Annotated in this window: 11 protein-coding genes; 6 read left to right on the plus strand and 5 right to left on the minus strand. The window is 61.2% G+C overall.

Annotated features, from left to right (window positions below; genetic code table 11):
* Nucleotides 1–168: 168 nt before the first annotated feature.
* Both P6U29_RS23530 and P6U29_RS23535 read right to left on the minus strand, forming a co-directional pair.
* Nucleotides 169–783: a glutathione binding-like protein gene (locus P6U29_RS23530; protein ID WP_407112504.1), complete on the minus strand. Its 615-nt coding sequence runs from the start codon at nt 781–783 to the stop codon at nt 169–171.
* A gap of 127 nt (nt 784–910) precedes the next feature.
* Complete coding sequence (locus P6U29_RS23535) at nt 911–1,390, minus strand: GNAT family N-acetyltransferase (RefSeq protein WP_407112505.1); 480 nt, start codon at nt 1,388–1,390, stop codon at nt 911–913.
* A gap of 91 nt (nt 1,391–1,481) precedes the next feature.
* Here P6U29_RS23535 and P6U29_RS23540 point away from each other — a divergent pair, with 91 nt between their 5' ends.
* The 3 genes from P6U29_RS23540 (at nt 1,482) to P6U29_RS23550 (ending at nt 5,211) form a co-directional block, all read left to right on the plus strand.
* Complete coding sequence (locus P6U29_RS23540; RefSeq protein ID WP_407112506.1) at nt 1,482–1,937, plus strand: PaaI family thioesterase; 456 nt, start codon at nt 1,482–1,484, stop codon at nt 1,935–1,937.
* A 1,194-nt stretch (nt 1,938–3,131) separates the two neighbouring features.
* On the plus strand, nt 3,132–4,007 hold the full coding sequence (locus tag P6U29_RS23545) for a tyrosine-type recombinase/integrase (protein ID WP_407112507.1): 876 nt from the start codon (nt 3,132–3,134) through the stop codon (nt 4,005–4,007).
* 10 nt (nt 4,008–4,017) lie between these two features.
* Nucleotides 4,018–5,211 carry an IS91 family transposase gene (locus P6U29_RS23550; protein WP_407112508.1) on the plus strand — a complete coding sequence of 398 codons (1,194 nt, stop codon included), beginning with the start codon at nt 4,018–4,020 and terminating at the stop codon, nt 5,209–5,211.
* A 451-nt stretch (nt 5,212–5,662) separates the two neighbouring features.
* Here the strand turns inward: P6U29_RS23550 and P6U29_RS23555 are convergent, their stop codons facing one another.
* Together P6U29_RS23555 and P6U29_RS23560 are read right to left on the minus strand one after the other, a co-directional pair.
* Nucleotides 5,663–6,205 (minus strand): 2'-5' RNA ligase family protein, encoded by a 543-nt coding sequence (locus P6U29_RS23555; RefSeq protein WP_407112509.1) that lies wholly within the window; start codon nt 6,203–6,205, stop codon nt 5,663–5,665.
* A gap of 108 nt (nt 6,206–6,313) precedes the next feature.
* The gene (locus P6U29_RS23560) at nt 6,314–6,847 is read right to left on the minus strand and encodes an AAA family ATPase (protein ID WP_407112510.1); all 534 of its coding nucleotides are present in this window, start codon (nt 6,845–6,847) and stop codon (nt 6,314–6,316) included.
* A 234-nt stretch (nt 6,848–7,081) separates the two neighbouring features.
* Between P6U29_RS23560 and P6U29_RS23565 the strand changes: the two genes are divergently transcribed.
* Nucleotides 7,082–7,957 (plus strand): tyrosine-type recombinase/integrase, encoded by an 876-nt coding sequence (locus P6U29_RS23565; RefSeq protein WP_407112507.1) that lies wholly within the window; start codon nt 7,082–7,084, stop codon nt 7,955–7,957.
* Nucleotides 7,958–7,967: 10 nt separating this feature from the next.
* Nucleotides 7,968–9,161: an IS91 family transposase gene (locus tag P6U29_RS23570; protein WP_407112508.1), complete on the plus strand. Its 1,194-nt coding sequence runs from the start codon at nt 7,968–7,970 to the stop codon at nt 9,159–9,161.
* Nucleotides 9,162–9,581: 420 nt separating this feature from the next.
* Here P6U29_RS23570 and P6U29_RS23575 read toward each other — a convergent pair whose 3' ends face one another.
* A complete protein-coding gene (locus tag P6U29_RS23575; protein ID WP_407112511.1) occupies nt 9,582–10,286 on the minus strand; it encodes a GrlR family regulatory protein in 705 nt (234 codons plus the stop codon).
* A gap of 190 nt (nt 10,287–10,476) precedes the next feature.
* Between P6U29_RS23575 and P6U29_RS23580 the strand changes: the two genes are divergently transcribed.
* Nucleotides 10,477–12,153, plus strand: coding sequence for an IS1182 family transposase (locus tag P6U29_RS23580; protein ID WP_407112512.1), 1,677 nt, complete (start codon nt 10,477–10,479; stop codon nt 12,151–12,153).
* Nucleotides 12,154–12,204 lie beyond the last annotated feature (51 nt).

The raw sequence follows: 12,204 nt of genomic DNA on the forward strand, positions 1-12,204 counted from the left end.
TGCAATTGTCAGCAGCGGGTCAATCGCGTCGATTTTGTCACTTTTTCGGCGCGCCTGGTCTGGCCTCAACTGCTGACGTGCCCGACGCGATCTTGATCTTCGCCTTCGGGCCAAGATCGGACGACGCTTCCGCGGGAGGCTTGATACCTGAATCTCACTCTCCAAGGGTCATGGCGGAATAGGAGCCTCGATCCGAAGAACTTCACGTACAGCGTGCCGATTGGCGATCCGAGCGTGATGCGCGGCCAAGTTCGGATAGGCGCGAATATCGAAGCCCACACGAGGCGTCCAGCCTGTTACCGCATACAAACCGACGTCGGCAATCGAGTAGTCCTTGCCCAGCAGATACTCATGCGTAGAAAGATGCTGGTCGACAAAGGCGAAGCGTGCCCGCAAGCGCTCGCGGAAAATGTCCTTCGCTCGCTCGTCCAGTGCCGTGTAAAATAGCGGGCCAAGACCTCCCTTGTGCATCTCGCTGGAGAGAAAGTTCAGCCAAGCTTGAAGTCTCGCCCGCTCGATGGTCCCGTGCGGAGGAGCGAGCTTTCCCGTCGAATCGCGGTCCGCGACATACTGGGCGATCGCGGCTGCCTCAAGAAGTACGCTACCGTCATCGAGCACCAAGGCTGGTATGTAGCCCAGTGGATTTATGGCGTTGTAGTCCTCGCCATCCGCCATCTTCTTGCTAGCTTCGTCTACTCTTATGGCGACAAAGGAAAGACCACTCTCGAGCAAGGCGACATGGGGCATAAGCGATATCGTGCCCGGCGCGTAGTATAGCTTCATGTCACCATCTTCTCATCCCGGTCAACTGATATTCATCGCACCGTTTGGCCGAGAAATGAACGTCGCCAGCATGATCGCCAAAGGCATCGTAGCGCTTCGGTAAACGCGATCGACCATACACACCTGGTTACAGCAAATCGAACGCCATAATGGTGCGCAGCTTACCAAGGTACTCCACCTCTTCAATTGGCTTCCAGCCGAGAGCGGCGTAGTACGCTGGTAACGTGCCCGACGTGTAGAGGTGGACACGTCGAAAGCTAAGCTCTGCAAGACGAGAAATCGAGGCCCCGATAAGCGCGTTTCCGATGCCTCGCCCGCGCTCCGAATCAACCACAAACAGTTGGGCCATCCATGGCGAAAGCTCAGGACGTGCTGTCATCTCGCATGCAAGCAAATTGACCGAGCCGAGAAACGTAGCTCCACGTCGAGCGATTAGAATTATTGGCAGTTGCCGCGAGCGGGCCGCGCAGCGGAGAAATTGCTCGTAGTCCGCAGCAGAACCGTAGCCGGTCAACGCCCCCCAGAACGAGAATTGGAGCGCGGCGATTGTTGCCGGCAGACCCGACCCGATGGACAGGGGTTCAATTTCAAGGGACGCTGCAACCATGATGACGCCTTCCTACCAGCAACCAGTTTAGGTCCACGTGAATACTTGCTCAATCACAGATTGTTACCGATCGCGTCGTGGTCGTGAGCCGTTGCCTAAGATCGATCGCTTGATAGGCTCGATGCTACTGAGCAGCGAGGTGATCGACATGAGCGACGCGACAACAGATGTGCCACCCGGCGCCCAGTTGCTGGGGCGCGAGTGGCTCGGCTTTGATGAGACGGGCGAAACGGCCTTGATACGGTTTCAGGCTCGCCGCTCGTTCAGCAACAGGCATGGGACGATCCAGGGCGGTTTTCTCGCGGCGATGCTGGATTCGGCGACGGGGATTTGCGCATTGGCTGGGCTCTCGCCGGATTTGACAGTGGTAACCCGCAGCCTGGATACGCGCTTTCTAAGGCCCGCTGGTGCTGGGCTAATAACAGCCAGGGCGAGAATTGTCGGGCGTACAGATCGCGAAATGGTTGTCGAAGCTGCACTTGTCGACGCGCAAGGAGGGACGGTCGCCGAAGCAATTGCGCGGTTACGAGTGCTCCAGAAAAAATAGCATCTACTCGAACGGTGGCTCCACGTGCTAAAATGGGATTTCAACAGAGACGAAGCAGTGATGTTGTTCGCCTCAAACGCGATCTTCTCAATTTGGCCGTTGGGCATGTTGAGTCTAGGCTTTGCGGACGCTTGGTGCATCCGGCAAATGCGCCGAAACTTGGCTCCGGGATTGGCTCAATTCAACGGCTATTCAGATTGGCGCCTTGAGGGGCGCCGCCCCGCCCTTTGGCGAGATCCGTTGGCTCTCAACGAGCGCGGTAAGAGATATCGACGCTGGGCAATGGTAGTCGAAGCTTTGCTTTTACCTTGGTTTTGCGCAGGACTGTTGGTTCTGGCGCCAAGATGAAAAACTCAACATGAACTATGACTTACGCAGGTCTCTTGGCACATCGTGCCAGGAGTACAAAGAACGAGCGATCTGAAGCCCAAGGTCTCCAATTCACCGAGGAACGGGCGAACTAGGGACCTGAACTGTCCACGAAACACACCAGAACGCACGATCCGCAGGCTCGACGACTCCGTACCCTCAGCGCTAACGCTCGTCTTTGTCCTGTCCATCAACGAATCGAAAAACTCTTGCAGCTTGGCGGCGTACTGGATCCGCTGCCGAGCAGCTTCAGAGCACCGCGCCGTCGCCACGCAGCAGCCTTGCGAGAGGATAGTTGCCAAGATGATCACTAACCGAATACTCATCGAGCCGGCCTCCATTGCTTCAGACGAGCAACCATCCCGCGTACCTGAAGTAGCGATCGTAGCTGAATGGCCCTTGAGAGCCAGGTACTTCTGCTTTGGGTCTTGGCCATATAAAAACGGCTAAACCAACAGCCAAAATGATGACAGCGAGCACGACGGGCGACAACACCATTGCGAGAACTAGGATGCTCTCGATCCATCCTTCACGGGAGGCAAGATATTTTCTGCTCTTGATGGTTTCGGACGATCCAACTGTCTGAGACACGTCTTTTGCCTAAGATTTGACCAAGCTCGCCGAATGCCATCGTAGACCAGTCCGGACTTGGACGACAACGGAATGTCACGCACGAAAGGTGCGACGTCCTATTTGGGTCAGAGGACTAAACCGCTCGCGCGGTAGGGCCCCGGGGCTGGCGACACAGCCAAGACGATAGCGCGACGGGGCGTCCTGTCTTGAGATGAGGGGTTCGCAACCTTCACCCAAGACAGGAGCATCCCCATGACCGACGAGGCAATGAGCCCGTTGCGCCGGCGCATGATCGAAGACATGACAATCCGCAAGCTCGCGCCGAAGACCCAACATGACTACGTGCAAAGAATCAAGAACTTCGCCGCGTTTCTCGGGCGATCACCGGATACGGCGACCTTCGAGGACGTGCGCCGCTATCAGCTACATCTGACGGCAAGCGGCGTTGGCGTGCCGACCATCAACCAGACCGTCTCGACGCTGCGGTTCTTCTTTCGGGTCACACTCAAGCGCCACGAGATCGTCGAGCATACCCATGTCATTCACGAGCCGCGCAAGCTGCCGGTGGTGCTCAGCGTCGAGGAGGTGGCGCGACTGCTCGATGCTGCGCCGGGGCTGAAGTACAAGGCGGCCTTGAGCGTGGCCTACGGCGCCGGCCTGCGCGCCACCGAGGTGGTCTCGCTCAAGGTCTCCGACATCGACAGCCAGCGCATGATCATCCGCATCGAACAGGGCAAGGGCGGCAAGGATCGTAACGTCATGCTCTCCCCATACCTGCTCGACCTGCTGCGGACCTGGTGGAAGGCGGCGCGCCCCCAGGGCTGGCTGTTCCCGGGCCGCGATCCGGCCCAGCCGATGACCACGCGCCAGCTCAACCGCGCCTGTCATGCCGCTGCGCAAATGGCGGAGATTAACAAGCGCGTCTCGCTGCACACCTTGCGGCATAGCTTCGCCACCCACCTCTTGGAGCAGAACATCGATGTCCGCGTGATCCAGGTGCTGCTCGGTCATGCCAAGCTCGACACCACGGCGCTGTATACCCGCGTCGCTACCAAGACGATCAGCGAGGTCATGAGCCCGCTGGAGCACATCGCGCTCAAGCTCAAGGAGATCCGGCCGCCCGGCTGACGCCAAAGCGGTGTCGCGCCCGGCTTTGGAGGTTGCGGATATCTTCCACGACCATGGCCCGGCATGGCGCAAGGCCCATGCCGGCCATGTCAGCCTCCACCAGCTCAAGGTGATGTCGGCGATCGAGCGCTGCCGCACGGCAGCCCTCGGCGGCCATGTCGCGCGCTGTGAGGACTGCGCCTATACGACCATCGCCTACAACTCCTGCCGCAACCGGCACTGCCCGAAGTGCCAGGGCGCCGCCGCGAAGGACTGGCTTGCCGACCGCGAGGCCGAGCTGTTGCCCGTGCCGTACTATCATGTGGTGTTCACGCTCCCAGGAGCGATCGCCGACATCGCCTACCAGAACAAGGCCGTCCTCTACGACCTGCTGTTCAAGGTCTCGGCCGAGACCATGCTGACGATCGCCGCCGACCCCAAGCATCTGGGCGCCAGGATCGGCATCACCTCGGTGCTGCACACCTGGGGCTCGGCGCTGACCCATCATCCCCACGTGCACATGATCGTGCCGGGCGGTGGCATCTCGCCCGACGGCCAGCACTGGGTGTCCTGCCGGCCGGGCTTCTTCCTCCCCGTGCGCGTGCTCTCCCGCCTGTTCCGGCGGCTGTTCCTGGAGAAGCTCGTCGCCGCCCATCAAGCGGGCCGCCTGACCTTCTTTGGCGATGACGCTCATCTCGCCGAGGTGCAATCCTTCGCAGCCTTCCTGGCGCCGCTGCGCAAAGCCGAGTGGGTCGTCTACGCCAAGCGTCCGTTCGGCGGGCCCGAGGCCGTGCTGGCCTATCTGTCGCGCTACACCCACCGTGTTGCCATCGCCAACAGCCGCCTGATTGCCTGCGACCAGCGTGGCGTCACCTTCAGGTGGAAGGACTACCGCATCGAGGGCCGCGATCGCTACAAGCAGATGACGCTCGGGACCTTCGAGTTCATCCGCCGCTTCCTCATCCACGTGCTGCCACGCGGCTTGCATCGCATCCGCCACTACGGCCTGTTCGCCAAAACCTCCTGCGCCGACAACATCGCCCGCGCGCGGCAGCTGCTCGCCGTTGCAAGACCTGAAGGCAAGCCTGCCGCCGTCGATCAAAGCAAGCCGACTTGTCCATGCTGCGGCGGCCGCATGATCATCATCGAGGTGTTCGCGCGCGGTGCAACGCCGCGGCATCGGGCGACAGCTCCAACGAACCGCACCAGGATCGACACCTCATGACCGCGTCTCAATCCTGCAAATCAGCTCATCGCGCTCGCCGCCTCTCGACCGGCCACGGCGGAGCGCGCTCAGACATCCGCCTGCCGACGCAAATCCTCGGGCGACCTGTCGAGTTCGATGCCATTCGTCGCGCATTCGTCAGCCGCTTCACCGTCGCACAACTCGTTGCAACGGCTCCATCCAAATCAGCCAGCTCGCCCGCGGCGCTCAAATCCCCATAGCGCCCGCCGCAACGCCTTACGTTCCCTCAAGCGCGGTTTCCTCCCTTGGAGGCTTTCGGACGCCGACCGCCGAATACGCGGCGCCGTCCCTCATGCGGCCGGCATCCGAAACCCTTCACAACAACGGGTATCACCTTCGTCCGCTCGCTGTCCGAAAGTCGACCTCACGGCGCTTGAGGCGGTGGACAGCAAACAGCCGCACGCCGAAGCCTTAGGCGCAGCATCTGACCTCATGGAGTGCAGAGCGGCAGCCTCCGTTCTGCAATCACCCGCACAGGCGGAAACGCAACACAATCCAAGACGTCAAACAGCACGGTGATGCTCCCGTTGAATGACTGCGCGAAAGCGATCGCGTCATCGCGCTTTCCATCGGCGATTTGTGTGCCGAGCGTGCAATGAGGTCTCCAGTTTCCGGGCCGATAGTGGAGCCGACAAAAAGTTGGATCGATTGCAGCGCTGATCGAAGCGTGCCAACGAGCGATAGTTTCATGGACATTCGGCTCCGCCCAGAGCACGAGCGGCGGACCTGCAAACCAACAAATACGCCTGAACTCGACGAATAGCTGCCCTTCGCCTCCTACTGCGCGGAGCATGGCCTCCCACGCGGTCTTCGCAGTAATCTCGGGCGTATCATAGATGGCGAATGTAAAATGTGGCCGATAGTTGAGTGCCCTCATTGAAGGCTGGCTCTCAAACATTGCGACTTCATCCCACAATGCCTCGATCCGCTCTGCGGAGGAATCATCGGATCGAATGTTAATGGCCAAGGCCATACGCTGGTCGCTCCATGAGCCAGTGGATTTCTGTCTCGCCAGTCACAACAAAACCATGCCTCTTGTAGAGCGACCCGACAGGGTTCCACTTCAGATACACGGTGGTGCTTAAAGCCGTAGGTCGGTATTTGTCATGCTGGCACGTAGATTTTCGAGGAACCTGGCAACTTGTTCTCGGCTCTCCAGCCGCAACTTGGTGCCGGAGAAATCGTTGAACATCTTGGAATGGCCAGCAAAGGAGGATGGTGTCTGCCGAGACCAATAGGCTTCCGCCCACTTCATCAGTTCTGCTGCATCATGACTTGTTGCTCCCCGCCGCAGGCCGCGGGCGAGCAGCCCGGCGCGGCAAACGCTCCACGGGAGATCTAGCCAAATGAGAGCGGTGGCTTTGGGAAGGGCCACTTCTGCCAGCCATCCGAATACACCTTCAATAATCCAGCGCGGCTGGTCAGAAATATCCAGGACCATCTTTCGCGTGACGTCTTCATTGCGCTTTAGGCCATAGCTGCCTTCTTCCCAGTGCAGAAGGTCGAGATCAATCGCAGGGATTTGGGCTAAATCGGCGACGGCTTCGGCCAACGTGCTCTTACCAGAGCCACTGTTTCCAATAACCACCGTGCGTTCGGTCAGAGGTTCGCTCATTCAAGCCGTCGATGGTTGGTTCTCGTTTCGATGACGGATAGCATCTCGTTTGCCCAAAATCGACATTGCCATGCGAAGACCGCAATAGGCGCGATGTCCGTTCCGGGTTCAACGGACTAAACCGCTCGCGCGGTAGGGCCCGGGGCTGGCGACACAGCCAAGACGATAGCGCGACGGGGCGTCCTGTCTTGAGATGAGGGGTTCGCAACCTTCACCCAAGACAGGAGCATCCCCATGACCGACGAGGCAATGAGCCCGTTGCGCCGGCGCATGATCGAAGACATGACGATCCGCAAGCTCGCGCCGAAGACCCAACATGACTACGTGCAAAGAATCAAGAACTTCGCCGCGTTTCTCGGGCGATCACCGGATACGGCGACCTTCGAGGACGTGCGCCGCTATCAGCTACATCTGACGGCAAGCGGCGTTGGCGTGCCGACCATCAACCAGACCGTCTCGACGCTGCGGTTCTTCTTTCGGGTCACACTCAAGCGCCACGAGATCGTCGAGCATACCCATGTCATTCACGAGCCGCGCAAGCTGCCGGTGGTGCTCAGCGTCGAGGAGGTGGCGCGACTGCTCGATGCTGCGCCGGGGCTGAAGTACAAGGCGGCCTTGAGCGTGGCCTACGGCGCCGGCCTGCGCGCCACCGAGGTGGTCTCGCTCAAGGTCTCCGACATCGACAGCCAGCGCATGATCATCCGCATCGAACAGGGCAAGGGCGGCAAGGATCGTAACGTCATGCTCTCCCCATACCTGCTCGACCTGCTGCGGACCTGGTGGAAGGCGGCGCGCCCCCAGGGCTGGCTGTTCCCGGGCCGCGATCCGGCCCAGCCGATGACCACGCGCCAGCTCAACCGCGCCTGTCATGCCGCTGCGCAAATGGCGGAGATTAACAAGCGCGTCTCGCTGCACACCTTGCGGCATAGCTTCGCCACCCACCTCTTGGAGCAGAACATCGATGTCCGCGTGATCCAGGTGCTGCTCGGTCATGCCAAGCTCGACACCACGGCGCTGTATACCCGCGTCGCTACCAAGACGATCAGCGAGGTCATGAGCCCGCTGGAGCACATCGCGCTCAAGCTCAAGGAGATCCGGCCGCCCGGCTGACGCCAAAGCGGTGTCGCGCCCGGCTTTGGAGGTTGCGGATATCTTCCACGACCATGGCCCGGCATGGCGCAAGGCCCATGCCGGCCATGTCAGCCTCCACCAGCTCAAGGTGATGTCGGCGATCGAGCGCTGCCGCACGGCAGCCCTCGGCGGCCATGTCGCGCGCTGTGAGGACTGCGCCTATACGACCATCGCCTACAACTCCTGCCGCAACCGGCACTGCCCGAAGTGCCAGGGCGCCGCCGCGAAGGACTGGCTTGCCGACCGCGAGGCCGAGCTGTTGCCCGTGCCGTACTATCATGTGGTGTTCACGCTCCCAGGAGCGATCGCCGACATCGCCTACCAGAACAAGGCCGTCCTCTACGACCTGCTGTTCAAGGTCTCGGCCGAGACCATGCTGACGATCGCCGCCGACCCCAAGCATCTGGGCGCCAGGATCGGCATCACCTCGGTGCTGCACACCTGGGGCTCGGCGCTGACCCATCATCCCCACGTGCACATGATCGTGCCGGGCGGTGGCATCTCGCCCGACGGCCAGCACTGGGTGTCCTGCCGGCCGGGCTTCTTCCTCCCCGTGCGCGTGCTCTCCCGCCTGTTCCGGCGGCTGTTCCTGGAGAAGCTCGTCGCCGCCCATCAAGCGGGCCGCCTGACCTTCTTTGGCGATGACGCTCATCTCGCCGAGGTGCAATCCTTCGCAGCCTTCCTGGCGCCGCTGCGCAAAGCCGAGTGGGTCGTCTACGCCAAGCGTCCGTTCGGCGGGCCCGAGGCCGTGCTGGCCTATCTGTCGCGCTACACCCACCGTGTTGCCATCGCCAACAGCCGCCTGATTGCCTGCGACCAGCGTGGCGTCACCTTCAGGTGGAAGGACTACCGCATCGAGGGCCGCGATCGCTACAAGCAGATGACGCTCGGGACCTTCGAGTTCATCCGCCGCTTCCTCATCCACGTGCTGCCACGCGGCTTGCATCGCATCCGCCACTACGGCCTGTTCGCCAAAACCTCCTGCGCCGACAACATCGCCCGCGCGCGGCAGCTGCTCGCCGTTGCAAGACCTGAAGGCAAGCCTGCCGCCGTCGATCAAAGCAAGCCGACGTGTCCATGCTGCGGCGGCCGCATGATCATCATCGAGGTGTTCGCGCGCGGTGCAACGCCGCGGCATCGGGCGACAGCTCCAACGAACCGCACCAGGATCGACACCTCATGACCGCGTCTCAATCCTGCAAATCAGCTCATCGCGCTCGCCGCCTCTCGACCGGCCACGGTGGAGCGCGCTCAGACATCCGCCTGCCGACGCAAATCCTCGGGCGACCTGTCGAGTTCGATGCCATTCGTCGCGCATTCGTCAGCCGCTTCACCGTCGCACAACTCGTTGCAACGGCTCCATCCAAATCAGCCAGCTCGCCCGCGGCGCTCAAATCCCCATAGCGCCCGCCGCAACGCCTTACGTTCCCTCAAGCGCGGTTTCCTCCCTTGGAGGCTTTCGGACGCCGACCGCCGAATACGCGGCGCCGTCCCTCATGCGGCCGGCATCCGAAACCCTTCACACTTGCTGACATTGGCTAGGACGACGCGTGAAGCCCGCTTCAGCCACGAAGCGGACATCCGACATTTATGAGCGCACGCCCTAAGCCCTTCGCATCAGCTTGAGCGAGGCCGCAAGGCGCAGGCTGCGTTTGCCGGCCAGCGCGATGCCTTCAAGCTCGCCGCTGTCTTCTGTGCAGGTCCCCGAGAAGCCGATGCCCACCTCGAGGCCGCCGAACACGGGGTTCTCCCCTTTCGCCGGCGTGTGCTCCTGGTTCAGCATCTCGCCCTTCCAGCGGCCGTCTGCCGAGGAATAGGCGCCGAGATAGTAGAAGAACGCATCACCCCCGAGGATGCGCCCGTCGATCAGCAGCATCACGCCGGAGAGTCCGGCATCGATGCCATCAAGCGCGTTCAGCCTCATCCCATAGAGTCCGTGGGCAATGCCGCCCGGCCCGACCGCACCGCTCGGAGGCAACCCCTCGTCATCAAGTCGCGTGAGATTGGCCCAGAATTTGGCGCCCGGCATGGTATCCGCGCCGCCCTGAAGACGGATCTGATTGCCGTACAGCCGGCCGCGCGCCCCGATCGTGGCGACGTCGGCACCCATCAGCGGCTTGTAGCTGGGGTCCAGGTTATGCCGCTCGGTGATGACCTCGGCGATGATCTCGCCGTCGCGCTCGACATAGCTGCCGAGATGCGCAAAGCCGGAATTGCCGCCCAGCATCTTGCCCTCATGCAGGCACATGATGCTGCGGCCGAATCCGTCGTTGACGCCGTATTCAACCTTGTAGAGCCCGTCCAGCAACGTCTTGAACCCGCAAAATCGGAAAGGAATTGCCGGCTACCTAGCATCGTCGCCACACCGAAGCCACCGGCTTTTTCCGCGCAGAACCGCTCACGGGACGTTCGCCCGATGATGTCATCATACCCCTGTTTTGCCCGACGAGACTGAGCAAGAACTCGGCATTTTGGTGAGTTGATGTACGATTCTGTTCATGACGAATCGCACATTCAAGACCGGCGAGAACCGCGACCAGGCCAGCCTGCTTCCTGCTCGGATTGAGGACTATGTCGGACCGGACAACCCCGTCCGGGCGATTGAGAGCTTCGTTCGTGTCCTCGACCTTGCCAAGCTCGGCTTTCGCCATGCGGATCGCAAGGCTGAAGAGGTCGGCCAGCCGCCATACGATCCAGCCGATCTGCTGAAGCTCTACCTTTACGGCTACATCAACCAAATCAGGTCGTCGCGTCGGTTGGAGCGGGAGGCCGGCCGCAATCTGGAACTGATCTGGCTGCTGAAGAATCTGAAGCCGGGTTATCGGACGATCGGCAATTTCCGCAAAGAGAACTGGGCGGCGCTGAAGGCAGCCAACCGCAGCTTCGTGCTGCTGATGCGCGAGCTTGGTCTTGTCGGCGGCAGCGTTGTTGCAATTGACGGCTCGTTCTTCCATGGCGACGCCAGCAAGGCCAGCATCTTTACGCGCAAACGGCTTGCCGATCAGATCATCAAGCTGGACCAAGAGATCGAGGCTTACGGCAAGTGCCTTGAGGACAATGATGCCGCGGAAGCCAAGAAGCCGGGCAAGGATGGCCCCGATGGCGGCGGCGGAGGTGGCGGCGACATCGGTGCGAAGATCGCGGCGCTGCTGGCGAAGCGCTTGCGCGCACAAGGCGACCTTGCTCGGCTGGAAGAGAATGGCGCGACGCAGCTATCCCTGACTGATCCGGATGCCCGGCTTCTGGTCAAGAGCGGCCAGGGCGTCGCAGGCTACAATGTGCAGACCGCCGTCGATGACAAGCACAAGCTCATTGTCGCCAGCGAGGTGGTGAACGACAGCAGCGATGTCGGCCAGCTACATGCGATGGCCATGGCGGCAAAAGAGGCTCTCGAGGTCGGGGCCCTGCAGGCGCTGGCAGATGAGGGCTATTACAGCAGTCGCGAACTGAAGGCCTGTGAAGACGATGGCATCACGCCCTATGTGCCGGTGCCGGAGGGCAACGCCCGGCTCGAGAAGCAAGGCCGCTTTGCCCTCAAGGACTTCAACTATGATGGCGCAACCGACACCTACCGTTGTCCTGCCGGCCAACCGCTACATCCGATGAAGAGCAGGCAAAAGAACACCAGCGGCCGCATCGAGATCCGCTATGCGGCGCGCGGAGCGATCTGCAGGACCTGCCCGCTCAAGGTCCAGTGTCTCTCGTCGAACGCGGCCTACCGGACGATCGGTCGCTGGGAGCATGAAGGCGTTCTTGAACGTCATCGCGCGCGGATGCAGGGTGCAGGCGAGCTGATGCGCCGTCGTTTTGCCATCGTCGAGCATCCGTTTGGCACGCTCAAATGCCGCGCCGGCTATCGTCATTTCCTGGTCCGCGGCTTCGATAAGGTCCGCGGTGAGTGGAACCTGATGGCGCTCTGCTACAACTTTACCCGCGTGCTCAACATTCTTGGCTTAGACGTGTTTCTGGCCGCCCTCGCAAAGACGCTCGCTCCTGGCCGAGGCACCCTCGCAGCCCTCCTGCAGGGCATCCAGCTTGCTCCAGAGGCCTTCTGGATCAATCACCCGCCTCCGATCGCAATCGGTCGCCCACACCGGCCTGACTCCGCCAAAACGAGTAATTCTTGCTCAGTCTCGACGGGTCAAATTGATTTCGTAAAATCAGCAGTCGAATGATTTCAGTGGCTTGGCTACTGTGCATGGGGTTGTTTTTCGACTTTTTGTGTC

It is taken from the genome of Bradyrhizobium sp. LMG 9283 (assembly GCF_045571415.1).
In the GTDB taxonomy this organism is placed as follows: domain Bacteria; phylum Pseudomonadota; class Alphaproteobacteria; order Rhizobiales; family Xanthobacteraceae; genus Bradyrhizobium.

Coding starts and splice junctions, on each gene's coding strand:
- P6U29_RS23530 (WP_407112504.1), bottom strand. CDS start 783: ATGAAGCTATACTACGCGCCGGGCACGATATCGCTTATGCCCCATGTC.
- P6U29_RS23535 (WP_407112505.1), bottom strand. CDS start 1,390: ATGGTTGCAGCGTCCCTTGAAATTGAACCCCTGTCCATCGGGTCGGGT.
- P6U29_RS23545 (WP_407112507.1), top strand. CDS start 3,132: ATGACCGACGAGGCAATGAGCCCGTTGCGCCGGCGCATGATCGAAGAC.
- P6U29_RS23555 (WP_407112509.1), bottom strand. CDS start 6,205: ATGGCCTTGGCCATTAACATTCGATCCGATGATTCCTCCGCAGAGCGG.
- P6U29_RS23560 (WP_407112510.1), bottom strand. CDS start 6,847: ATGAGCGAACCTCTGACCGAACGCACGGTGGTTATTGGAAACAGTGGC.
- P6U29_RS23565 (WP_407112507.1), top strand. CDS start 7,082: ATGACCGACGAGGCAATGAGCCCGTTGCGCCGGCGCATGATCGAAGAC.
- P6U29_RS23580 (WP_407112512.1), top strand. CDS start 10,477: ATGACGAATCGCACATTCAAGACCGGCGAGAACCGCGACCAGGCCAGC.